Below are 24,749 nucleotides of genomic sequence, written 5' to 3'. Positions count from 1 at the left end.
AAGTAAGAGGTGAGAAGTGAGAACCGGTTATATAACCTATAAATCGTCCTTTAATAAAAGATATTGTCTATAATAACGCACATAAAAAAGCCGGATCAATCTAATGATCCGGCTTTTTATCCTTAAAAAGGATGGCTTAATGGTTCGGTTTTGCTGTAAATAAGTGTTTAGTTTGCTTTATTAAAGCAGCTGCATTTCGATAATAAAAGAATATATATTCCCGGATTCGGGTCTTTAAAGAAGCTAAAAAAGGCGGTTCTTGTTTTAAGAACCGCCTTTTTTTATTTATTCAAATGGTATAAAAGGAAACTGTATAGCGCTGATTTTTCTTCAATCCGGTCATCATAGTTAAAGTTTTTACCGGCATGACCAGCCTTTTTAAGTGTTTTAATATACACAGGATTCTTTTGAGCAGCTCTGTTTTGTAATAATGCAGCAAATTTATAAGATTGAAACGGCGGAACCCTGTCGTCATTTTCAGATGTAATGATCAGGGTTATAGGATAGTTTATATTTTCTTTAATATTATGATAAGGAGAATAGGCCATCATTGCTTTGTAATCATTCGAAACATTAGGATCTCCATATTCATCTAAATGGTATTTGCCAACAGTGTATTTGTTAAATTCATTCATGTCAAAAACGCCAACATTAGGTATGGCCACTTTAAATAATTCAGGTCTTTTGGTCATGGCAACACCTACCAATAAACCGCCTTGCGATCCGCCGGTTATGGCCAGTCTGTTTGGTGAAGTATATTTGTTATTAATCAGGTATTCGGCAGCATCAATAAAATCATTAAACGTATTTATCTTTTTCTGCCCTTTACCATCGGTATGCCATTTTAGCCCTTTTTCCCCGCCACCTCTGATTTCAGCATAGGCAAATACACCACCCTTTTCAAGAAAATACAGCAAACTGGTATCATAGGATGAAGGAGATATTGTTCCGAAACCACCATAGGCTTTTAATAAGGTCGGATTATTTCCGTCAAGCGGAATGCCTTTTTTAGCAACAATGGTAATGGGGATATCAACATTATCCCTGCTTTTATAGGTGGTTGTGATAATTTCAAAATGATTCAGGGGAAAAAGAGTCGGCTTAGGGCGGTTACTGGCGCTATAAAATGGCTCTTCAGTTCCTGTTTCTACATTTAGCTTTATATTCTGATACGGCTGGATATACGAGTATAAACCATAATATAGTTCCTTGGTTTTAGGGTTAAAATCAGTAACATCAATCTCCATACCTTTAGGTGCGTCTGTTTTTCGGATGAATTTCCCGGTATAATCATAGATGATAAAATAATTTTTCCCGGTGGTTTTGTATCTGCAAACGATGTAATCATTATAAAAATATGATTTAACCAGAAGGTTATTGAAAATTTGCGGTACAACAACCGTTTCTTCGTTTCTGTTCGCTATGGGGAATGAGCGGATCTCTCCCCAGTTATATTTTTTTGAAGAAAAATAAATTCTGTCATTTACAGAGGATAGCAGTTTAAAATCGGTTGAATCGTTTTCAATAAATTTTTTTGGCTGAAAAACATCATAATTTAATTCTGCATAATAATAGTTTTTTAAAGTTTCATCCTTACTTGTTTCGATAATAAACAGTTTGTCTTTTGACGTAAAAAAGTCAAAATCACTTTCCGATTTTGAACTGTCAAAAACCAGATCGTCATTTTCTTGCAGGGTTCCGATTTTGTGGTAAAAAAGCTGGTAGGTAGAATCTTTTGCAAATTGCTCCTTATTGCTGTTCTTTTTATAAAAAATACCATTATCCTTATTCCAGGAAACATTGGAGAATTTTACATTTTTTATGTCGTCCGTAAGGGCTGTCCTTTTATCCAAATCCACAAACCGGATTTCGTGCCGGTCACTGCCGTCAATATTTATTTTGTAGGCGAGAAGTTTAGAGCTTTTGGAAGGATAATAGTTTGTTATCGCAACATTTTTATCTTCGTAAATAGTATTTGGATTGACAAGTTCAACAGATTTTTCATTCAGATCTTTCCGGTAAAAAAGATAACCGGATTTATGGGCTTCTTTTCTGTAGAGCGAGAAAAAATATTTCCCTTTTCTCTCCGGGATTTTATATGTTGTTTTGGTGTCGTATTCTTTGATAACAGCAGCAATAGAATCGGTGTTATTTAGTGTTTTGAAATGATCGGACACAATTTTATTCTGAGCATCGACCCAGTTAGTCACTTCATCAGACCGCATTTTCTCAAGCCAGCTGTAATTGTCGGTAAAAGTAATGCCGTGTTTCGAAATTGTTGTTGGGATTTTTTTGGTTACCGGTTGTTGCTGTGAATAGGTAAGGCAAGTCATTAAAGAACAAAAAAGTAGCTGTAATTTTTCTTTCATTTCAAATCAGATATTGGACAAATATACTTAAAAGCTGATTTTTCTGTGTAGAAATAAATTCGGATCATAAATTGATGCAAATAGTGTTAGCAATGCAAAACGCTGCGATAAATAAACGAAAAGAATTAACTATTTTTGTTCGTCATTAGTCAAAGCAAATATTTTGGGTTTATATAAAAATCTTTTCAAACAAACTTTTATTTATGGAGTGGCTACCGTGCTGCCAAGAATGCTTAGCTTTTTATTGGTTAGGCTTCACACGGATTTAATGCCAAAGAGCGATTACGGGAATGTAACCATCGTTTTATCCTGGATGGTTTTCTTTAACGTTATCCTTTCCTATGGAATGGAAACCGCTTTTTTCCGGTTCTATAACAAAGAGGAAGATAAGAAAAGTGTGATCGAAACAACCACGATTTCATTATTCTGGACCTCCATGCTGTTCCTGGCTATGGCACTGTTATTTCGAAGTACGCTGGCCGAATGGGCCGATGTGGAAACACAATATGTAACCTACGCCGTATGGATATTGGTTCTGGATGCTCTGGTGGTAATACCGTTTTCGAAACTCCGGGCTTTTCAAAGGCCCATAAAATATGCCGTTATAAAAATCTGCAACGTTACGATTAACGTCGGATTAAATATCTTTTTCCTGGTATTCCTTCCCAAAATCGCAAAAGCAGACCCGGATGGATTCATAAGCAGTTTTTATGTTCACGACTACCAGGTGGGTTATATCTTTATTGCCAACCTGATTGCCAGTCTGGCAACGCTGTTAGTATTCCTTCCGGACTATTTCCGCCTAAAATGGCATTTCAATGTACCGTTATGGAAAAACATGATGAACTACGGACTGCCGATACTTTTTGCCGGTCTGGCGTTCGGAATCAATGAACATTTTGACAAGATCCTTTTAGGGAAATTGCTGCCGCAGAATATTGCGAAAGCAGAAGTAGGCGCTTATTCAGCCTGTTATAAACTGGGATTGTTTATGGTACTTTTCCGGACGGCTTATACGCTGGGAATCGAACCGTTCTTCTTTAATCATGCCGATAAAAAAGATGCACCGCAAACCTATGCCGTGGTTACCAAATATTTTGTGATTTTCGGATCAATGATCCTGTTGTGTGTAGTCGTTTTTGCCGATATCTTAAAAGTAATACTGGTACCGAACAGTACCTATTGGGAAGCCATGAAAGTTGTACCGCTCATCATTTTAGCAAACTTCTTCCTGGGGATCTATACCAGCCTTTCTGTTTGGTATAAATTAATTGACCGGACAAAAGTGGGTGCTTATATTTCCATTGTCGGAGCGGTGGTAACACTGGTCCTGAATTACCTGTTAATTCCGGTGTACAGCTACATGGGATCGGCCATTGCAACACTGGCAGCCTATGGCACGATGATGGCGATTTCGTATTTTATGGGAAACAAATATTATCCGATTCCTTACGATAAGAAAAGAATTATAGGATACTTATCGGTATCCACACTATTAGCAGGACTATCTTTTTATGTACCAAGTCTCCATAATTATATTTTTGGTGTACTGGCGATCTTAATTTTCGGATACTTTATTTATCGGAATGAAAAACAGACGATACTCCGAATGATAAAGAGATAAATTGCATATTTTTTTTTATTTTTAAACATCGTTTCAAATACAATCCTGTTTCAGGAAAATTACTATATAATGACAATAAAAATTATCAACAAATCAGCACACGCATTACCGGAATATGAAACTAATGCCTCTGCAGGAATGGACTTAAGAGCCAATATTGAAGCACCAGTCACGTTACAGCCTTTGGAAAGAGCCCTGGTAAAAACCGGACTTTTTATAGAATTACCCATAGGATTTGAAGCACAGGTGCGACCAAGAAGCGGACTGGCATTTAAAAAAGGGGTGACGGTTTTGAACAGCCCGGGTACAGTTGATGCCGATTACAGAGGAGAAATAGGAGTCATTTTAGTAAATTTATCAAACGAACCATTTGTTGTTGAAAACGGGGAGCGCATTGCACAGCTGGTAATTGCCAGACATGAAAGAGCAGAATGGCAGGAAGTGGTTGAACTTTCGGAAACAGCCCGTGGCGAAGGAGGTTTCGGAAGTACAGGAGTAAAATAGACTATAATTTAAAAAAAGCCGTTACTAATTATAAAGTAAAACGAATGTGCACTTTCAAGACACATTCATTGTTTAAACATTAATACAATCAATGAGAATAATTGTCCCAATGGCAGGACGCGGATCACGTCTTCGCCCACATACTTTAACCGTACCGAAACCGTTAATTCCAATTGCAGGAAAACCTATTGTTCACCGTCTTGTAGAAGATATTGCCGGAGTAATCAATCAGGAAATTGAAGAAATAGCATTTATCATTCACAAAGATTTTGGCGATAAAGTACCGGGCGAATTAATTGCTATTGCAGAAAAGTTAGGTGCAAAAGGAACAATATATTATCAGCACGAACCTTTGGGAACCGCTCACGCAATTATGTGTGCTAAAGAAAGTATGTCGGGACCGGTTGTAGTGGCTTATGCCGATACGCTTTTCAGAGCCGATTTTACATTAGACACGACAGCAGACAGCGTTATCTGGGTAAAACAGGTAGAAGATCCGAGCGCTTTTGGAGTGGTACAACTGGATGGCAACAACCAGATTGTAGACTTCGTTGAAAAGCCGAAGGAATTTGTTTCCGATTTGGCCATCATTGGTATCTACTACTTTAAAAGCGGGGAAACATTAAGATCCGAATTACAGTTCCTGTTAGATAACAATATTGTAAAAGGAGGCGAATACCAGCTTACCGACGGATTGGAAAACATGAAGCTGAAAGGAATGAAATTTGTTCCCGGTAAAGTGGAAGAGTGGATGGACTGCGGAAATAAAAATGTAACGGTTGAAACAAACTCCCGTATGCTGAATTTTTTACATCAGGATGGCGTACACCTGGTTTCCGAAAAAGTGAAATTAGAAAATGCAACAATCATCCCGCCTTGTTTTATTGGTGATGATGTTGTGTTATGCAATGCTACGGTAGGACCAAACGTTTCTTTGGGCAACGGAACACATGTTACGGACAGCATCATCAAAAACAGTCTGGTACAAACCCATGCACATATTAAAAACGCAGTCTTAGACAATGCCATGATTGGAAATCATGCGGCATTCGACGGGAAGTTTACTGCGATCAGTATAGGCGATTATTCCGTTTTAGAATAAAATGAATATAAAAAGACAGCTCATAGCGTTCACCTTATTAGGCTTTTTGGCTGTGCCGCTCCCTGTAGTGGCACAACAGGAGCCTGATGCTATTGCTTTGGAAAACGATGAATTTCAGAATAATTTCTATGAATCGTTAAAGCAAAAAGGAATTGAAAATTATGATAAGGCGATCGAATCGCTTTTTAAATGTCTGAAAAACCAGCCGGACAATCCGGTTATTCATCATGAATTAGGGAAAAATTACCTGTTCCAAAAAAACTATCCGGAAGCGGAAAAAGAATTTCAGAGAGCCATAACCTTAAATCCGAAAGAACGTTGGTATTGGAACGGATTGTATGATGTGTACTATGAAACAAAAGACTTTAACCGCTCCATACCGGTTGTTGAAAAATTAATTGAATTCGACAAAAAGTTCCAGGACGATCTGGTGTCGCTGTACATGTACACGCAGCAATTTGACAAAGCATTGGCACTCATTAACGAAATGGATGTGACTACAGGACTAACCCCGACGCTGGAAATGTACAAGCTGCAAATTTTAAGCGATTCGAAATTCAAAAAACCGGAAAAGGAAACATTAGAACAGGCGATTAAGAAAAATCCGAATGACGAAAACAATTATATCCAGCTGATCTATCTGTATTCGGAAAGTAACCAGGAAGAGAAGGCGCTGGAAGTGGCTAAAAAACTGGAAAAAGCAATCCCTACTTCCGATTGGGCGCAGGTGAGTCTTTTTAAATTCAACCTGAACAATAAAGAACCGCAGAAAGCTGCCGATGCAATGTTCCAGGTGCTGAAAAGCAAAAAAATCGATGCGAAGATCAAACACCGTGTGCTGAACGAATTCCTGATTTTTTCAAACAACACAAATTCGTATAAAAAAGAATTACAGCAGGCAGTCGATTATTTTACAGGGGATCCGAATGTGGATGTGCCTAAAGAAATCGGAATCTTTTTCCTTGAGAAAAAGAAAAACGAAGATGCCATTGTCTTCTTCGAGAAAAGTCTGGAAAACAAAAAGGATGATATCAGTACGATAGAATTGTTATTGCAGGCTTACTCAGAAAGGGAGCAGTATGATATAGTCAGTAAAAAAGCATTAAACTATCTGGATTTGTTTCCCACGCATGCAAAATTGTACTTTTTTGCAGGGATGGCGCAAAATCAGCTAAAAAATTATAAAAAAGCCATCGATTTATTACAGTCAGGAATGGATTTTGTAGTAGAAGATAGGGCTTTGGAGATCAATATGAACATTCAGCTTGGAGAAGCCTACCACGGTTTAGGCGATGAAAAGAAAAAAGAAGCATATTTTATCAAAGCCAATCAATTGCTAAAACAAAAAAAATAATGAAAAAAATAATAATCCTCTTCGGACTGGTACTTTTAGTTTCCTGTAAGTCAAAACAAATTGCAGTAGCAGAGCAGGGCGCTTCCGAAAAAATTGAAGCCTCAAAAATCATTCAGGGACATTACAGTAATAAGTTCAACTTTGAAACGGCAAATATCAGAACAAGCGTAAGCTATAAGGATGATAAAACATCCCTTTCGGTTAATGGCGATATCCGTATCAAAAAAGATGAGATTATTTTAGTCAGTGCCCGTATTCTTGGTTTTCCATTGGCGAAAGCCCTGATTACGCCAACGCGCGTGAGCTATTACAGTAAAGACGGCCGTTTTTTTGACGGCGATTATACCATGTTGAGCAGATGGCTGGGAACCGATCTGGATTTTAAGAAAGTACAGAATATCCTTTTAGGTCAGGCAATGGACGACCTGACGAAAACAAACTATAACGTTTCTATTGAAAACGAAAAATATAAGCTGAAAAGCAAAGCGAATGCCAATATCACCAAAGAATTTTTGTTTGAAGGGGCCAACTTTTTATTAAAGGACCAAGTCATTTCACAAAAAGATCCGATGCGCTCTCTGGAAGTCAGTTATCCGGCCTATAAAGCCTATGATAAGGCAACGCTGCCTTTAAACATGATTATTGAAGCTTTTCAGAAAGGAAATGTCAGAATCGAAGTCGATTATAATTCCATCAGCTTCGATGAAAAGTTAAGCTTTCCATACAATATTCCGGAAGGATACGAACAAATATTTATTGATTAATTTTGTCAAAAAAAAGAACAATGTACAAAAAGCTCTTTAGCCTATTTTTTATTTTCCTGTCAATTGCTTCCTGGTCGCAAACTGAAGACAAACAACGTCAGCTTGAAGAAAGAAAAGCACAGATTCAAAAAGAAATAAGAGAAGTACAGCAACTCCTTCAGTCTGAAAAGAAGAAGGAGAAATCAGTATTGGTGCAAATTTCCCAGCAAACAACAAAAATCAAACTGAGTGAAAAACTGATCAATACCACTCAAAAACAAACCCGATTGCTGACGGATGATATTTATCTGAAACAATTAGAGATAAACAAACTGGGAAGAGAGCTAACGGTTCTGAAAGAAGACTATGCCAAGATGATTGTAAAATCATATAAAAGCCGTTCGGAGCAAAGCCGTATTATGTTTGTACTTTCTTCCGAAAATTTCCTGCAGGCATACAAACGCGTTCAGTATATGAAGCAATATGCCAGCTTTAGAAAAATGCAGGGTGTTGAGATTAAAAACAAATCGCTTCAATTGCAGGATGCGACCACTGTTTTGGAATCGAAGAAAAAAGTAAAACAAAAACTTCTGGTAGAAAGTGAAAAAGAGAAGAAAGCACTGGAAGAAGACAAATCCGAACAGGAAAAATTAATGAAAGTTATCCAGAAGGATAAAAAGAAATTAGCCGGTGATATTAAGAAAAAACAAGAAGAGTCCAGAGCAATCGACAGACAGATTCAGCGTTTAATCCGTGAAGCCATTGCCGAAGCCAACAGAAAAGCAAGAGAAGCTGCTGCTGCTTTAGCCGCCAGAAATAAAGCGGCCGGTAAGAAAGTGGAAAAAGCAGAACCGGCAACAACTGCCGCCGCAGAATCCACAACAAAATTCTATCTGACTCCGGAAGGAAAAGCATTGGCAGATAATTTCAGAGCTAACAAAGGAAGATTGCCATGGCCGGTAGAAAAAGGATTTGTTTCCTTAGGTTTTGGCGACCAGCCGCACCCAATCCATAAAAGCCTGATTGTTCACAACAGTGGTGTGGAAATCAGTACAGAACCGGGAACCAATGCCAGAGCGGTATTTGGCGGGGAAGTATTACAGGTACAGGTTATTTCGGCAAACAACCGTGCCGTGTTTATTCAGCATGGTGATTATGTGACCGTTTACCTGAATTTAAGTAAAGTCTTTGTTGGAAAAGGCGATAAAGTATCGATTAAACAAAGTATCGGAGAGATACACACCAATTCCTCCGGAAGAGCAGTATTGAAATTCCTGATTTCACAAAATACAACTACGCTGAACCCGCAGAGCTGGTTAGCCAATATGTAATTACAATAAAAAAGCCACTAATAATTTAGTGGCTTTTTTATTTTCGGTGAAACCTTATTCCTGCATGAATAAAGCTTTTAATTCTGTTGCTTCGTGCGGTTTCATTTTGCCGGCAAGTACCAGGCTCAACTGCTTTCTTCTCAACGCTGCTTCAAAACGTTTTTTCTCTTCTTCCGTTTGCGGAACAATAGCCGGAACTTCCACCGGACGTCCGGTTTCGTCTACCGCTACAAAAGTATAAATAGCTTCGTTTGCTTTGTTTTTAATTCCGGATTCACGGTCTTCAATCCATACGTCAATAAAAATTTCCATAGACGTTTTAAACGTACGGGACACCTTCGATTCAACCGTTACAACACTTCCCAAAGGAATAGCACGGTTAAAAGCTACGTGATTAACAGAAGCCGTAACGCATACCCTTCTGGAATGTCTTCTGGCTGTGATACTGGCAGCACGATCCATACGCGCTAATAACTCACCACCAAAGAGATTGTTTAGCGGATTTGTCTCACCCGGTAAAACAAGGTCGGTTAATATAGTAATAGAATCTGAAGGGAATTTCTCTTGCATCTTTTTTTCTTGCAAAGATAGCAATAGAAGCATAAAAAAATCCCGAAAAATTCGGGATTTGATAATTTTAAAGCTCCTTGATAAGTACCCAGGCCTCTTTATTGTGATTTTTATGAATTTCTTTCAGTTTGGTTTGTGCTTCGGCATAAGAAGTGAAACTGCCGTATAAAACGGGATACAATCCAAAAGTGTTTCTTTCCAGACGAACCGGTTCAAAACCTAACGATTGCAGCTCCTTGAAAATGCGCTCTGCATTGGCTTCACTTCGAAAAGCACCGGCCATGATATGGTAAGGCTTAACCACTTTTGTTTTGGTTTCCTTAATGTTTAACGTTACAGGAGGTAAAGGGCTTTCAATAAAAAAAGTAGCCTGTTGGATTTTATCCTGTACTTTTTCCTGAACCGCTTTTGCCACTAAAACATTCTTGCTGGTGATCTGCTGGTCATAGTAAGATTTGTAAGCCGCTCCGCCAACACCCAGTGATACCACAAAAATAGCGGCATATTTAAGGAAGGAATAATCTCTTTTTCTTTCCGGTGTGAAAACAATCGGAGCTTTTTCTTCCAGTGCTTCAACCTGTGCTTTTAAAACTTCTCTTTTTACTGCGGGAGAAACTATTGAACTCAAACCGAAAGAATCGGCAAGATAGTTCACCGAAGTAATCGGTTCAAAAACCCAGTTCCATTCGGAATTCACAGAAATTTCACCAATATTCAGCAATTGTAAAGACTCTTTTCGCTGTAATTTTTCAATCCACAGGTTTACCTCATGCTGAACCGCGATTACGGCATCATCATAGGAAATTTTTTCCTGCAAAGCGATATGATTAGCAAGTAGTCCGTCATTATTCTTTAAATGCGGATTAAAAGACACTAACTTTTTAGGAGGATAGAACGTATTTGTACTTCCATTCAGTTGTGCCGATTGAATTGCGGTTAAAAATGCACCGAACCCAGGAACGGTAACGCATTGATAACGATATAACAAAGCCGAGATGTAGTTTTCTATCTTCATATCTACAAATTTAATTATTCAAGACCGAATCCCAAATTTTATCAACAAATGTTATTAACAATTCCGGTTATAGTTGTAAACACTTGAAATTGAATTTGTTACTGTTTTTAAGGGTTTGAACCTCTTTTAAAGTTTTACAGGAACCTTGTTTCCGGAACCGGAGAAAGGAGGATGCTTTTTAGTAGCGAATAAGTTGATAATTAGCAGGTAATCCTGTATCTTTTAGCTATTATTTAAACTATACGCCATGAACGAATCGGATTTATTTTACACATTAGCACTTTTAAAAGTTGAAGGAGTCGGGGATATACTCGCTAAAAAACTGTTGCAGCATTGCTGCACCGCCCGGGAAATATTTACTGCGAAAAAACAGGAGCTTCTGGCGATAGACGGAATCGGGGAAATCGTTTTCCGGAAATTGCAGGACAAAAAGATATTTGAACTGGCCGAAACGGAAATGAAGTTTATTGAAAAGAATGCCATCCGGGTGATGTATTATCAGGAAGAAACATATCCGCAGCGCCTGCAGCATTGCGTGGATGGTCCGGTATTGTTGTTTCAGTCCGGAAAGATCAACTGGCAGCAATCCAAAATTATCAGTATCGTCGGGACACGGCAAATTTCGGGTTACGGAGTGGAATGCTGCCGGAAACTGATTACAGACTTAGCACCATTATGCCCGGTTATTGTGAGCGGGTTTGCCTATGGCACGGATATCACGGCACAATTATCGGCCATTGAGAACAATCTCCAGACAGTGGCTGTTTTAGGCCATGGATTAAATCAGGTCTACCCGAAAGCACATCAGAAATATACAGCTTCAGTACTGGAAAACGGCGGTTTTGTCACGGAGTTCTGGAGTTCTTCAAATCCGGATCGGGAAAATTTTGTGAGAAGAAACCGCATTGTCGCCGGAATATCGGAAGCGACCATTGTAATTGAAAGTGCAGAAAAAGGCGGTTCTATGATTACGGCCATGATGGCAAACGATTATAACAGGGATGTTTTTGCAATTCCCGGACGAACAACAGACCGCTACAGCTCCGGATGCAACAGACTCATTAAAACACAGCGGGCAAATTTGCTGACATCGGCCGCCGATTTGATTTACCTGCTCAACTGGGAAGTAACCGCAAAACCCAAAACACCCGTACAAAAACAGCTTTTTGTAAATCTGGAACCGGACGAACAATTGGTATATGACTTTTTACAGCAAAACGGAAAGACACTTTTAGACAGTATTGCGCTGGAATGCGGTATACCGGTTTATAAACTTTCCGGAATGCTGATCACGATGGAATTAAAAGGTGCCGTACGGCCGTTACCCGGAAAACTGTTTGAAGCGATTTGAAATAAGGCTTAAAATAAAAAGAGAGGTGAATCACACCTCTCTTTTATATTATTCGTATCCTAATTTTTCACGGACTCTTTTCAAAACACCATCGGCAATAGTCCCGGCTTTTGCAGCGCCTTTTTTTAATAAAGCATCTACTTCCGGTAAATTGTTCATATAGTAATGGTAACGTTCTCTTTCGGTTTTGAATTTTTCTGTGATTAATTCAAATAAGGCCTGTTTGGCATGGCCATAGCCATAATTTCCACCTAAATAATTAGCGCGCATTGCTTCCGTTTGTTCCGGAGTAGCCAATAATTTATAGATAGCAAAAGCATTACAGGTATCCGGATTTTTAGGAGCCTCCAGCGGAGTGCTGTCCGTTTCAATACTCATAACCTGTTTGCGAAGTGTTTTATCGTCTAAAAAGATATTGATGAAATTATTGCGGGACTTGCTCATTTTTTCGCCATCAGTTCCCGGAATGATCATAATGTGTTCTTCAATTTTTGCTTCCGGCAATACAAACGTTTCTCCCATCTGGTGGTTAAAACGGGAGGCAACATCACGTGTAATTTCAAGATGCTGCAGCTGGTCTTTTCCAACCGGTACAAATTCGGCGTCATACAATAGAATGTCGGCAGCCATCAGCATCGGATAAGTAAACAACCCGGCATTCACATCGTCTAAACGATCGGCTTTATCCTTGAAAGAATGGGCCAGTGTTAAACGCTGAAAAGGGAAAAAACAGCTCAAATACCAGGATAGCTCCGTTGTTTGCGGAACATCGGACTGACGGTAGAACGTAATTTTAGTAATATCTAAACCACAGGCAAGCCAGGTTGCTGCAACACTATAGGTGTTATCACGTAACGTTTTACCATCTTTTATTTGTGTAGCCGAATGTAAATCGGCAATAAAAAGAAAAGATTCGTTCTCGGGCTTGTTGGCCATTTCGATAGCCGGTAAAATAGCACCGAGCAAGTTTCCTAAGTGTGGCGTTCCTGTACTTTGAACACCGGTTAAGATTTTTGCCATTGTTTAAAATTATTTTTTGCAAAGGTAACGGTTTTGGTAAAAAGTTTTGGACGAATTCTTACTTTTGATAACTTGAAGAAGAAGGAGCCGTTTGAAGCTGAATATAAATGCGTACAACAACTTAAAAGAATGAAAATTTTAAAAATCCTTTTTTGGACACTTTGGCGAATCTGGTTTTATGTTTTGGTCACTGTGCCGATCATCGTTTTATTTCCGCTTTTGTTCCTTTCCATTTTATCGGAAAAAACATATCCCCAGTTTTTTGTTCTGGCAAGACTGTGGGCTAAAATTATTTTCTACGGAATGGGCTTCTATTATAAGGTAGAAAGAGAAGAAGCACTGGAAAAAGGAAAAAGTTATATGCTGGTTGCCAATCATACTTCGATGATTGACATCATGCTGATGTTAATGCTGGTTAAAGACAATCCGTTTGTGTTTGTGGGTAAAAAAGAACTGGCAAAACTGCCGATATTCGGATTTTTCTACAAACGCACCTGTATTTTGGTAGACAGAAGCAGTTCCAAAAGCCGTTTTGAAGTTTTTAAACGGGCGCAAAAACGATTGGAGCAGGGACTTAGTATTTGTATTTTTCCTGAAGGAGGTGTTCCGGATAATGAAAGCATACTGCTGGATGAGTTTAAAGACGGTGCTTTCAGACTGGCTATCGAACATCAGATCCCGATTGTTCCAATGTCGTTTGGAGATGTAAAGGAGCGTTTCTCTTTTACGTTTTTTAGCGGAAGTCCGGGGAAAATGAGAATAAAAATTCACAAACCGGTTCCTACAGTCGGAAAAACACAGGACAATAAAAAGGAAGTGAAGGATGAAGTGAGAACCATAATCCTGAACCAATTACTGGAATTTGATAAAAACAAAAAAGCACTCTAACCCAAAAGAGTGCTTTTTCAACTTAACTAAAATTCAAGCTAACTAACTAAAAAGCTTAAAATCTATAACTAACTCCGGTGTACAAACCAAAAAGATAGGGTTTGAAATTTCCGGCGTCACTACTGAACATGTTCAGTTGATATTTAAAGGTAGGTTCAAAATTGGCTTCAAAAGATTTCAGGAAGCGGTATTTAACACCTACACCTATGTTGCTGCTAAGATGTACATCATTTAAATTGTTTGCCTCTCCAATAGTCGTGTTTAACTCAGAAGACACCAGATCAATTTTATTCTGATTTAAAAATAAGGTACTGAAACCACCGATTAATTCGATACCGAATCGATTGTCGATCAGTTTGTATGATAATTCCATCGGAACTTCGATATAACCCATTTTCTGGTTTAACGTTCCGGAATTCATTTTTTCTACAATTCCGCCGTTTGGATCTGTTGTCAGACCACCGTTTTTATTTTGTATCTGGATATTAGCGCCGCTGTTATTGCGGGATACATTTTGTAATCCGTTTGCATTCGCGTTTTCATAATACACAATATTATTCGTGTTGTATTCAAATGCCAGGCGGTTAATACCAGTGCGCAAGGTCAGCTTGTCGTTCAGTTCATAACGAAGTCCAAGGCCGTAACTCATGGTGTTTTCATAATCTTTGGTATTCGATGCAAACTGGTTGTCTATAGGAGAACCGTTTGATGTGGAACGAAAGAATATTGGTGTAACCGTAGAGCTGATTGCCCATTTGGATTTTTTAACTTCTTTTTCTTTAATTTTTTTAGTTTCAGCCAGCAATTTCTCCTTTTGAACCTTGTCTAAAATATTTTCGGTTTCAGCAGCGGTTTCTGTCTGGGTACTATCCTTTTCAGGGATAATGATATAGTTGGCAATATTGTTTTTCTTATGAAAATTAAAAGGTCTTGTTTTGCCGGAATTTTTGGAACTGCCGTCGTTGTCATTCTCTTTATCGGTCAGACGCTTGTCAAAATCCGTTGCATAAAAGCCATTCTTGTTGTTCCCGGCAATATAATTCCCGGATTGTTTTTTAGTGCGGTTTTTTCGGTTGGCAATAACGCGGTTACTGCTTCCTTTTTTCGCAGAATAATTATTGTTCTCTGTATGGGAACGGTTTACGATTGTATTCGTATTGTTTTTATTTACAATGCTGTTTTTTGCAGCATTTTCTTCAACTAAAGCCTCTTCTGCTGTTGTGTTGATTTGATGATCGCGGTCAATCAGGCTGTTTTGTTTATTTCCGGTTTCGGAACCGTTAGCATTCTTATTGCTTTCGTCCGAATTAACCACAGGGCTGTTTTGCGGCTTGCCGGGATTAGACAGGAAATAGGTTGCCGTTAAAAAACCTAAAAGGAAAACAGCAGCAATTCCTGAAAGTCTCAGCCAGAAAGGAGCAATAAACTTTCGTTTTTTCTTTTCCCCGTCCAGTTCGGCCTGAATATTTCCCCACATGTTTTTAGGAGGAACTGCTTCAAAGTCCTTAAACTTTTCCTGGAAAAGGCGATCTATGTTTTTTCTTTCACTCATTGTGTTGAGGATACTTTTCTGTTGTGTTGTTGTATTTCAATTTTTTCTTTTAAAATCATCCGGGCTCTTGCCAGATTTGATTTTGATGTTCCTATTGTAATGTTCAGCATTTCGGCGATTTCCTTATGCGAATAATCATCCATTACATACAGGTTGAACACCAGTCGGTACCGATCCGGTAATTCCTGGATAATGCTGATGAGATAATCGAGGGATACATCTTCATCGTCAAAATCCACCGTTGGATTGTTGTCAATAATATTGTCATTCACTAATTCATAAACACCCTGATTGCGGTATTTCTGAAGAATATTATTAATCATCAATCGTTTCGCCCAACCTTCAAAAGAACCTCTAAATTGATATTGTTCAATTTTTTTAAACAGTAAAATAAAACCATCCTGTAAGTTGTCTTCTGCTTCGGCATAATTACGAGAATACTTCAAACAGACGGCAAAAAGCTTTGGAGATAATAGCTTGTAGAGCTGCTCCTGTGCTTTGCGGTCGTTGTTTTTACAATCGTATATGATTTGCTCGACACTCAAACGAATTATTTTTTATTCTTGTACATCTATCTCCCGGACTAAAAATTGATCTTCACCCTGGGCATTTTTTCCTTGCCAAAATCGTAAAACATGCGCTCCGGAAGTTTTGATAAATAATGGATAACTAACTTCAAACGGATTCTCATTTACAGCTTCGCAATTACTAAGGTGCTGGTATAGGGCATCTATCGCCATAGTAATTGTGTTGCCGTTTTTTTCATAATAAATACCATTAAATGAATGGCAGTTAGTAGGTCGTTTATACTTTAGATATATTACTGTTTGCACACCTGCTTTAAACGTGTCCGGTAACTGTACATCCTGTATAGGCAATAACTCAAAAGAGGTGTTTTCTATATCAGAATCGGAAGAACACGCATTCAAAAATGTAATAAAAAAAAACAGGGCAAATATTTTTTTCATTTCAGATTACTTTCGGTCGTTTTATAGTTAGATATACGAAAATAAAAAAGGTTGCGTCATAAAATAAAAAAACCCGAAAATTTTCGGGTTTTTTTATTTTATGATTCTTTTTGTTTGATCAGTTCTTTAATTTTTGCCTCTAATTCATCCATTAATTCCGGATTGTCTTTAATTAATGATTTAACGGCATCACGTCCCTGTCCTAATTTGGTATCGCCATAGCTAAACCAGGAACCGCTTTTTTTGATGATTTCAAAGTCTACGGCTAAATCCAGGATTTCACCCACTTTGGAAACACCTTCACCATACATAATGTCAAACTCGGCAGTACGGAAAGGCGGTGCTACTTTATTTTTAACAACCTTCACTTTTGTTCTGTTTCCGATAACGTTCTCACCGTCTTTAATTTGTGACGATTTACGGATGTCCAGACGAACGGAAGCATAGAACTTCAGAGCGTTACCACCGGTAGTTGTTTCCGGGTTACCAAACATAACCCCAATTTTTTCACGCAGCTGGTTGATGAAGAAAACGGTACAGTTGGTTTTGCTGATTGTAGCTGTTAATTTACGCAAAGCCTGTGACATTAAACGGGCATGTAATCCCATTTTGGAATCACCCATTTCTCCTTCAATCTCGCTTTTCGGCGTTAAAGCAGCAACAGAGTCAATAACTACAATATCAATAGCTCCGGAACGGATAAGGTTTTCGGCAATTTCCAAAGCCTGTTCCCCGTTATCCGGTTGTGAAATAATAAGATTGTCAATATCAATACCCAGTTTTTGAGCATAAAAACGATCAAAAGCATGCTCCGCATCAATAAAAGCAGCGATTCCGCCCGCTTTTTGAGCTTCTGCAATTGCATGCAGGGTTAAAGTGGTCTTACCAGACGATTCCGGTCCGTAAATTTCTATGATTCTGCCACGAGGATATCCGTTTACACCCAAAGCCAAGTCAACACCTAAAGATCCGGAAGGAATGGCTTCCACTTCTTCTACTGCGCTGTCTCCAAGTTTCATTACGGTTCCTTTTCCGTAGGTTTTATCTAATTTGTCCAGCGTTAATTGTAACGCCTTTAATTTCGCTTCTTTGTCTGCACTCATCTTTCTTTGTCTTAAAATTTGGCTCTTATTTTCTGTAAAAATAGCGCTTTTTTTTAAGTTTCAAATAACATCTTATCAACACTTGGAAATACTAATGGCAACACGGTGTTTTTCCTAATAAAACCGTGATACTGAAAACAAAACAGCATAAAAATATTGCAGCAGCCTGTTTTTGAATAGCAAATGATTTTTTATATCTTTGCACCCGAATTCTTCCATTTAGAGTTCCTAACATATTGCTCACTTAAACGTTTATAGCATGCAACTGTATAACACCTTAAGCGCAGAAGAAAGAGCCCAGCTGATTGATGAAGCGGGCAAGCAAAGACTTACTTTGTCTTTCTATGCGTATGCCAACATTGAAGATCCCAAAAAATTCAGAGACGATTTATTCTTAGCGTGGAACCCGTTAGAGGTTTTAGGCCGTATTTATGTAGCCCACGAAGGAATCAACGCACAATTGTCTGTTCCGGCAGATTTTTTCTACGCATTTAAAGACACTATCGAAGCCTATGACTTTATGAAAGGCATTCGTTTGAATGTTGCCGTAGAACACGATGATCACTCCTTTTTGAAGCTGACCGTTAAAGTGCGTCATAAAATTGTAGCCGATGGTTTGGACGATAATACCTTTGATGTTACCAATAAGGGAATTCACTTAAAAGCAAAAGAGTTTAATGATTTACTGGAAGATCCGAATACCATCGTGGTAGATTTCAGAAATCACTATGAAAGTGAAATCGGGCATTTTAAAGGAGCCGTTACACCCGATGTGGATACGTTTAGAGAATCACTACCTGTTATAGAGGAGCAGCTGTCGCAATATAAAGAAGAAAAAAACCTGTTGATGTATTGTACCGGAGGTATCCGTTGCGAAAAAGCAAGTGCCTTTTTCCGTCACAAAGGATTTAAAAACGTGTACCAGCTGGAAGGCGGGATTATCGAATATACCCGTCAGGTAAAAGCCGAAGGACTGGAAAGCAAATTCATTGGTAAAAACTTTGTTTTTGACCACCGTTTGGGAGAAAGAATCACCGACGATATCGTTTCACAATGTCACCAATGCGGTAAGCCTTGTGACAATCATACAAATTGCGCAAACGAAGGCTGTCATTTATTGTTTATTCAATGTGACGAATGTAAAAGCGCAATGGAAAACTGCTGTTCTTCCGAATGTCAGGAAATTATACACATGACTTTAGCGGAGCAGGTAAAATTGCGCCGCGGGGTTAAAAACGGCAACAAAATATTTAAAAAAGGAAAATCGGAAGCACTGAAATTTAAAAATTCAGGACTTTTATCCGATCAGCCGTTAGCGGTTGCCGAAAAACCAAAAACCATCCGGCAACGAATAGCGGTTAAAAAAGTACTTATCGGTAAAGGAGAACATTATTATCCGAAAGCACAGGTAGGGCAGTTTCTGCTTGAAAACGATGTGCTGAAAGTAGGGGATAAGATTATCATTTCCGGACCAACAACCGGAGAACAAAAGATCACCGTAACCGAAATGATGGTAAACGGAACAGCGTCCGATACGGCAGCAAAAGGAGATAAAGTAACGTTTAACCTGCCGTTCCGAATCCGCTTGTCTGATAAGTTGTTTAAAATCATAAACTAAGTAGTATGACAACATCTGGAAAGATTGAACTCATGGCTCCCGCCGGGAACTTTGAGTCGCTTCAGGCTGCTTTGGATAATGGTGCTGATTCGGTTTATTTCGGTGTAGAGCAATTGAACATGAGAGCCCGGGCTTCCATTAACTTTACAATGGACGACCTGCCTGAAATAGCAAAACGCTGTGAAGAAAAAAAAGTAAGAACCTATCTTACCCTGAATACAATTATTTACGATCATGACCTGTCGGTTATGAAAACCTTGCTAACCAAAGCAAAAGCGGCCAATATAACCGCGGTAATTGCCTCCGATCAGGCCGTGATTGCTTCCGCCAGAGCATTGGGAATAGAAGTGCACATCTCGACACAATTAAATGTGACCAATATTGAAACGGTAAAATTTTACAGCCTTTTTGCCGATACAATGGTTTTGTCAAGAGAACTGAGCCTGCGCCAGGTTAAAAAAATTACCGATCAAATCGTAAAAGAAGAGATAAAAGGACCTTCCGGGAATCTTGTTGAAATCGAGATATTCGGGCATGGTGCTTTGTGTATGGCTGTGTCCGGGAAATGCTACCTGAGCCTGCATTCGCACAACTCCTCGGCAAACAGAGGTGCCTGTAAGCAAAACTGCCGGAAAAAATATACGGTTATCGACCAGGAATCGGGATTTGAAATTGAAATCGATAACGAATACATGATGTCTCCAAAAGATTTGTGTACGATTGATTTCCTGGATCAGGTAATTGATTCCGGAATTCAGGTATTGAAAATTGAAGGAAGAGGCAGAGCGCCCGAATATGTGGCAACGGTAATCAAAACGTACCGCGAAGCGATAGATGCTTATTACGACCAGTCGTATTCGAAAGAAAAGGTTTCGGAATGGATGGAGGCGCTGAATACCGTTTACAACAGAGGCTTCTGGTCCGGCTATTATTTGGGACAAAAATTAGGAGAATGGAGTGATAATCCGGGATCCAATGCCACACAGAAAAAAGTATATATTGGTAAAGGAACGCGTTTTTATCAGAAAGCCGGCATCGGAGAATTCAAAATAGAAGCATACGATATTAAAAAAGGAGATACGATATTGATAACGGGACCAACAACAGGAGCGCAGGAAATGACCATTGAAGAAATGTTTGTCAATGAAGCTGCTTCCGAAAAAGCCACCCGCGGCGATAATTGCACGATTAAATTGCCATTCCGCATCCGTTTATCAGACAAACTTTATAAAATTGTTGAAGCATAATGGTTGTTGTAACCTTACAGCGAAATAAATGCATCGGTTGTAATTACTGTGTGGAAATGGCTCCGGCACAATTTCAGATGTCTAAAAAAGACGGGAAAACTGTGCTGTTAAAGGCGGTCGACTCCAAAGGGTTCCATACCTTAAAATCGACAGACCATACCATAGCCGAGCATTGTGAACTGGCAGCAAAAGCCTGTCCGGTAAATATAATTTCGATAAAAGAAATCTGATTATACCGATTTAACATACTTAAAAAAAGCCTGTTGCGTTGTAATAAATGTAACAGGCTTTTAATTTTTTCACAATTTAAAAGTCAGGCACTTTTGACATTGTGAGATTGATTCTAAAAAATAGTATCTTTACACACAAAACATTTTACGAACAAGTAGTGACTGGGTCACGATCTATATATATTCAAACATATGGCATGTACAAACTGTTCCACCGGGAGTAAAGACGGAACTCCTAGGGGATGTAAAAATAATGGGACCTGCGGTACGGACAGTTGTAATAAACTGACTGTTTTTGACTGGCTGTCCAACATGAGCCTACCCGGAGGGCAGGAACCGTTCAACTGTGTTGAGGTTCGATTTAAAAACGGGAGAAAAGAATTTTACCGAAATGCGGAAAAACTAACGTTAAGCATTGGCGATATCGTTGCTACAGACGCTTCACCGGGACACGATGTCGGAATTGTAACCTTAACCGGGGAACTGGTTAAGATACAAATGAAGAAAAAAGGAGTTAATCCGGATGGTGAAGTAGGTAAAATTTACAGAAAAGCAACACAAAAAGATATTGATATCTGGATCGAGGCCCGGGATAAGGAAGAACCGATGAAGGTTCGTGCCCGTGAAATTGCTATTGAACTGAAACTGGAAATGAAAATTTCCGATATTGAATTTCAGGGAGACGGCTCGAAAGCGACCTTTTATTATACGGCAAATGACCGTGTTGACTTCAGGCAGCTGATCAAAGACTTTGCAAAAGAATTCAGTACCCGTATTGAAATGAAACAGGTTGGTTTCCGCCAGGAAGCAGCGCGTTTGGGCGGTGTCGGATCCTGCGGAAGGGAATTGTGCTGTTCTACCTGGTTAACCGATTTCAGAAGTGTAAATACTTCGGCAGCGCGTTACCAGCAGTTGTCACTGAATCCGCAGAAACTGGCAGGACAGTGCGGAAAACTGAAATGCTGTCTGAACTATGAGCTGGATACCTATCTGGACGCCTTAAAAGACTTTCCGGAAATGGAAACCAGGCTTTATGCCGATAAAGGAGAAGCCATCTGCCAGAAACTGGATATCTTCAAAGGACTGATGTGGTTTGCTTATACGAATGATTTCGCGCATTGGCATGTTTTAAAAATAGAACAGGTAAAAGAAATTATAGCGATAAACAAACAAAAGAAAAAGGTGGCGGCAATTGAAGATTTTGCCATCGAAATCGCTCAGGAAGAAGTAGAGAAAAACTTCCAGAATGTGGTAGGACAAGACAGCTTAACCCGTTTTGACCAGCCTAAGAAAAAGAAAAGACCAGCTAAAAAACGTAAACCAAATAATTCTTCGAACGATAAAAATGCTCCAAAAAAATAATTTTTTAATTATAGGAATAGCACTTTCATTAGTACTTTTTTCTTGTGATAAGAAAAGGGTTTTTGATGAATATCAGGAAATAGACGGTTCATGGCATAAGAACCAGAAAGTGACTTTTTCTTTTGAACAGAACGATACCATTACGGATTATAATATGTTTGTTAACATAAGAAATAACAACAGTTATCCGTTTAATAACTTATTCCTGATTGTGTCCATGTTGCAGCCTGATGGCGTTACTAAAGTGGATACCCTGGAATACCTGATGGCAAAAGAAGACGGATCCCTTTTGGGCGACGGATTTTCGGATGTAAAGGAAAGCAAACTCTGGTATAAGGAAAAAGCGAAATTTCCTAAAATCGGGAAATACACCATTGATATCCAGCAGGCTGTCCGCGAAACGGGGAAAGTTAGCGGTATGGAGCAATTAGGCGGTATTTCGGAAGTTGGATTTAGAATTGAAAAAGCAGAATAAGTACTATAAAAATGGCACAAAACAATAAAAATCAAAAAGAAGACTTTTCACCTTATGTAAAGAAGTTCTGGAAATTCTTTTTATATGCATTCGGAGGGATTATCCTATTTTTCCTTTTTGCTTCCTGGGGTTTATTCGGGGCAATGCCGTCATTTGACGAGCTGGAAAATCCAAACTCCAATGTGGCAACAGAAATTATTTCATCCGATGGGGAAACCATTGGTAAATTTTACCTTGAAAACAGAACACCTATCAAATATGCCGATTTACCGGACCATTTGGTAAAAGCTTTAATTGCAACGGAAGACGAACGTTTTTACGAACATTCCGGAATTGATTCCAGAGGAACGCTTCGTGCCGTTTTAAGTCTGGGGAGTAACGGTGGAGCGAGTACGCTTACCCAACAGCTGGCAAAATTATTATTCCACGGAGAAGGATCGAAATTCCTTCCTTTCCGTATTGTTCAGAAAGCCAAAGAATGGATCATTGCCACCAAACTGGAACGCCAGTATACCAAACAGGAAATCATTGCGATGTACCTGAACAAGGCCGATTTCGTAAATACGGCAGTAGGAATACGTTCGGCAGCAAAAGTATATTTTGGAAAAGAACCGAAAGACCTTACTGTTGATGAAGCAGCAATGTTTGTAGGAATGCTTAAAAATCCATCGCTTTTTAATCCGATTAAACGATTGGAAAAAGTGACGAACAGAAGAAATGTGGTGTTGAGTCAGATGGAAAAAAATGACTTCCTGACAAAAGAGAAAAAGGAATTCTACCAAAAACAACCAATCGTGTTGAAATTTACACCGGAAAGCCATGTGGAAGGAACCGCAACTTATTTTAGAGAGTACCTTCGTGATTTCATGAAAAAATGGGTAAAAGAAAATCCTAAAAAAGACGGTGGCGGAGAATATGATATTTACCGCGACGGATTAAAAATATATACAACTATCGATTCCCGTATGCAGGTATATGCAGAAGAAGCGGTAGACGAGCACTTGGCAAACTTACAGGAGGAATTCTTTATTCAGCAAAAGAAAAATGAAAATGCTCCTTTTGTCAATATTACACCGGTAGAAACAGAAAAAATCATTGAACGTTCAATGAAAAACTCGGAACGCTGGAGAATAATGACCGATAAAGGGATCGCCGAAAATCAGATTAAGAAATCCTTCGATATCAAAACGAAAATGTCTGTTTTTACCTGGAAAGGTGAAAAAGATACGATCATGACACCAAGAGATTCCATTATCTATTACAAACACTTTTTACAAACAGGTGTTATGGCTATGGAACCGCAAACAGGTTATGTTAAAGCCTGGGTTGGCGGAATCAACTACAAACATTTCCAGTACGATCACGTAGCTCAGGGTGCAAGACAGGTAGGTTCGACATTCAAACCGTTTGTTTATGCCACGGCAATCGAACAGTTAAAAATGTCGCCTTGTGATTCTATTTACGATTCACCGTTTACAATGCCAAAAGGAAGATATGGTATTGATGCCGACTGGACACCAAAAAACTCCAGTGGTAACTACAGAGGTCTGGTAACTTTAAAATCGGCTTTAGCGAATTCCATCAATACGGTTTCGGCTAAACTGATGGATAAAGTAGGGCCGCATGCCGTGGTGGACCTGACCAAGAAATTAGGAGTAAGCTCTAATATTCCGGAAAGACCGGCCATCGCATTAGGAGCTGTTGAAATTACCGTTAGTGATATGGTGGCAGCCTACAGTACGTTTGCCAACCAGGGAGTGTATATGAAACCACAGGTAATTACCAAAATTGAAGATAAAAACGGTGTGGTGCTTTACGAATCCATCCCGGAATCGAAAGATGTATTGAGTAAAGACGTTGCCTATACCATTATAAAATTACTGGAAGGGGTTACAGAATCCGGATCGGGAGCGCGTTTGCGTTATGGTTCCGGCGGACCTACTTACAAGCGTGTTACAGGACTTCCGTATGCCTTTAATAACCCTATAGCCGGTAAAACCGGAACCAGTCAGAACAATAGTGACGGATGGTTTATTGGTATGGTGCCCAATTTAGCGATGGGTGTCTGGGTAGGAAACGAAGACCGTTCGGCACACTTTAAAAGTACACAGATGGGACAGGGGGCAACAATGGCCTTACCGATCTGGGGATTATTCATGAAAAAATGTTATGCAGATGATAAGCTTAATGTTTCCCAGAAACCTTTTGAACGACCGGCAAATCTCTCTATTAAAGTAGATTGCTGGACACCGAAGAAAGTAGTAGACAGCACCGCTGTGGAAGAACCAACAACCGAAGAATTTGATTTCTAAATACAAAACGC

The 24,749-nt window shown here is 39.1% G+C and carries 22 protein-coding genes; 14 read left to right on the top strand and 8 right to left on the bottom strand.

Annotation, left to right across the window (positions count from 1 at the left end; all coding sequences use genetic code 11):
• Positions 1 to 281: 281 nt before the first annotated feature.
• A complete protein-coding gene (locus B3394_RS01030; RefSeq protein ID WP_286912046.1) occupies positions 282 to 2,369 on the bottom strand; it encodes a prolyl oligopeptidase family serine peptidase in 2,088 nt (695 codons plus the stop codon).
• 163 nt (positions 2,370 to 2,532) lie between these two features.
• Between B3394_RS01030 and B3394_RS01025 the strand changes: the two genes are divergently transcribed.
• The 6 genes from B3394_RS01025 to B3394_RS01000 all read left to right on the top strand — a co-directional run bounded on the left by B3394_RS01025 (position 2,533) and on the right by B3394_RS01000 (position 9,027).
• Positions 2,533 to 3,993: a lipopolysaccharide biosynthesis protein gene (locus B3394_RS01025; protein WP_286912045.1), complete on the top strand. Its 1,461-nt coding sequence runs from the start codon at positions 2,533 to 2,535 to the stop codon at positions 3,991 to 3,993.
• 69 nt (positions 3,994 to 4,062) lie between these two features.
• Complete coding sequence (gene dut / locus B3394_RS01020) at positions 4,063 to 4,497, top strand: dUTP diphosphatase (protein WP_286912043.1); 435 nt, start codon at positions 4,063 to 4,065, stop codon at positions 4,495 to 4,497.
• Positions 4,498 to 4,588: 91 nt separating this feature from the next.
• The gene (locus B3394_RS01015; RefSeq protein WP_286912038.1) at positions 4,589 to 5,599 is read left to right on the top strand and encodes a sugar phosphate nucleotidyltransferase; all 1,011 of its coding nucleotides are present in this window, start codon (positions 4,589 to 4,591) and stop codon (positions 5,597 to 5,599) included.
• A 1-nt stretch (position 5,600) separates the two neighbouring features.
• Positions 5,601 to 6,953 carry a tetratricopeptide repeat protein gene (locus B3394_RS01010; RefSeq protein ID WP_286912033.1) on the top strand — a complete coding sequence of 451 codons (1,353 nt, stop codon included), beginning with the start codon at positions 5,601 to 5,603 and terminating at the stop codon, positions 6,951 to 6,953.
• Positions 6,953 to 7,717 (top strand): DUF4292 domain-containing protein, encoded by a 765-nt coding sequence (locus tag B3394_RS01005; RefSeq protein ID WP_177730809.1) that lies wholly within the window; start codon positions 6,953 to 6,955, stop codon positions 7,715 to 7,717. Before B3394_RS01010 ends, B3394_RS01005 begins: the two co-directional genes overlap by 1 nt.
• A 20-nt stretch (positions 7,718 to 7,737) precedes the next feature.
• Complete coding sequence (locus B3394_RS01000; RefSeq protein ID WP_177730807.1) at positions 7,738 to 9,027, top strand: murein hydrolase activator EnvC family protein; 1,290 nt, start codon at positions 7,738 to 7,740, stop codon at positions 9,025 to 9,027.
• Positions 9,028 to 9,081: 54 nt separating this feature from the next.
• Here B3394_RS01000 and B3394_RS00995 read toward each other — a convergent pair whose 3' ends face one another.
• Together B3394_RS00995 and B3394_RS00990 are read right to left on the bottom strand one after the other, a co-directional pair.
• Entirely contained in the window at positions 9,082 to 9,597 is a 516-nt protein-coding gene (locus B3394_RS00995) for an acyl-CoA thioesterase (RefSeq protein WP_177730805.1), read from the bottom strand.
• A 67-nt stretch (positions 9,598 to 9,664) separates the two neighbouring features.
• Positions 9,665 to 10,612, bottom strand: a complete 948-nt coding sequence (locus B3394_RS00990; RefSeq protein WP_177730802.1) for an SPOR domain-containing protein — start codon at positions 10,610 to 10,612, stop codon at positions 9,665 to 9,667.
• A gap of 247 nt (positions 10,613 to 10,859) precedes the next feature.
• Here B3394_RS00990 and dprA point away from each other — a divergent pair, with 247 nt between their 5' ends.
• Positions 10,860 to 11,963 (top strand): DNA-processing protein DprA, encoded by a 1,104-nt coding sequence (gene dprA, locus B3394_RS00985; protein ID WP_286912024.1) that lies wholly within the window; start codon positions 10,860 to 10,862, stop codon positions 11,961 to 11,963.
• 48 nt (positions 11,964 to 12,011) lie between these two features.
• Here the strand turns inward: dprA and trpS are convergent, their stop codons facing one another.
• Entirely contained in the window at positions 12,012 to 12,983 is a 972-nt protein-coding gene (gene trpS / locus B3394_RS00980; protein WP_286912018.1) for a tryptophan--tRNA ligase, read from the bottom strand.
• A 129-nt stretch (positions 12,984 to 13,112) separates the two neighbouring features.
• On the opposite strand from trpS, the gene B3394_RS00975 reads away from it, so the two are divergent.
• Entirely contained in the window at positions 13,113 to 13,871 is a 759-nt protein-coding gene (locus B3394_RS00975; protein ID WP_286912015.1) for a lysophospholipid acyltransferase family protein, read from the top strand.
• A 55-nt stretch (positions 13,872 to 13,926) separates the two neighbouring features.
• Here B3394_RS00975 and B3394_RS00970 read toward each other — a convergent pair whose 3' ends face one another.
• The 4 genes from B3394_RS00970 to recA form a co-directional block, all read right to left on the bottom strand.
• Positions 13,927 to 15,423: a hypothetical protein gene (locus tag B3394_RS00970; protein ID WP_286912011.1), complete on the bottom strand. Its 1,497-nt coding sequence runs from the start codon at positions 15,421 to 15,423 to the stop codon at positions 13,927 to 13,929.
• Positions 15,420 to 15,968: an RNA polymerase sigma factor gene (locus B3394_RS00965; RefSeq protein ID WP_177730792.1), complete on the bottom strand. Its 549-nt coding sequence runs from the start codon at positions 15,966 to 15,968 to the stop codon at positions 15,420 to 15,422. Before B3394_RS00965 ends, B3394_RS00970 begins: the two co-directional genes overlap by 4 nt.
• Before the next feature lie 12 nt (positions 15,969 to 15,980).
• Positions 15,981 to 16,391, bottom strand: a complete 411-nt coding sequence (locus B3394_RS00960; protein WP_177730791.1) for a hypothetical protein — start codon at positions 16,389 to 16,391, stop codon at positions 15,981 to 15,983.
• A gap of 98 nt (positions 16,392 to 16,489) precedes the next feature.
• Complete coding sequence (gene recA / locus B3394_RS00955) at positions 16,490 to 17,494, bottom strand: recombinase RecA (protein WP_177730789.1); 1,005 nt, start codon at positions 17,492 to 17,494, stop codon at positions 16,490 to 16,492.
• A 259-nt stretch (positions 17,495 to 17,753) separates the two neighbouring features.
• Here recA and B3394_RS00950 point away from each other — a divergent pair, with 259 nt between their 5' ends.
• The 6 genes from B3394_RS00950 (at position 17,754) to B3394_RS00925 (ending at position 24,738) form a co-directional block, all read left to right on the top strand.
• The gene (locus B3394_RS00950; protein WP_273244164.1) at positions 17,754 to 19,112 is read left to right on the top strand and encodes a rhodanese-related sulfurtransferase; all 1,359 of its coding nucleotides are present in this window, start codon (positions 17,754 to 17,756) and stop codon (positions 19,110 to 19,112) included.
• A 5-nt stretch (positions 19,113 to 19,117) separates the two neighbouring features.
• Positions 19,118 to 20,359, top strand: coding sequence for a peptidase U32 family protein (locus B3394_RS00945; protein WP_177730785.1), 1,242 nt, complete (start codon positions 19,118 to 19,120; stop codon positions 20,357 to 20,359).
• Positions 20,359 to 20,589 carry a ferredoxin gene (locus B3394_RS00940; RefSeq protein ID WP_286912006.1) on the top strand — a complete coding sequence of 77 codons (231 nt, stop codon included), beginning with the start codon at positions 20,359 to 20,361 and terminating at the stop codon, positions 20,587 to 20,589. The genes B3394_RS00945 and B3394_RS00940 overlap by 1 nt, the downstream gene beginning before the upstream one ends.
• A gap of 192 nt (positions 20,590 to 20,781) precedes the next feature.
• The gene (locus B3394_RS00935) at positions 20,782 to 21,951 is read left to right on the top strand and encodes a PSP1 domain-containing protein (protein WP_177730782.1); all 1,170 of its coding nucleotides are present in this window, start codon (positions 20,782 to 20,784) and stop codon (positions 21,949 to 21,951) included.
• The gene (locus B3394_RS00930) at positions 21,935 to 22,426 is read left to right on the top strand and encodes a gliding motility lipoprotein GldH (protein WP_273244170.1); all 492 of its coding nucleotides are present in this window, start codon (positions 21,935 to 21,937) and stop codon (positions 22,424 to 22,426) included. Before B3394_RS00935 ends, B3394_RS00930 begins: the two co-directional genes overlap by 17 nt.
• An 11-nt stretch (positions 22,427 to 22,437) precedes the next feature.
• Positions 22,438 to 24,738, top strand: a complete 2,301-nt coding sequence (locus B3394_RS00925) for a penicillin-binding protein 1A (protein WP_177730778.1) — start codon at positions 22,438 to 22,440, stop codon at positions 24,736 to 24,738.
• Positions 24,739 to 24,749: the final 11 nt, after the last annotated feature.

The sequence above is a fragment of the Flavobacterium sp. UBA4197 genome, assembly GCF_002379575.1.
Taxonomy (GTDB): domain Bacteria; phylum Bacteroidota; class Bacteroidia; order Flavobacteriales; family Flavobacteriaceae; genus Flavobacterium; species Flavobacterium inviolabile.
The sequence above is the reverse complement of the archived record's forward strand: the minus strand, read 5'-3'. Positions and strand labels throughout refer to the sequence as shown.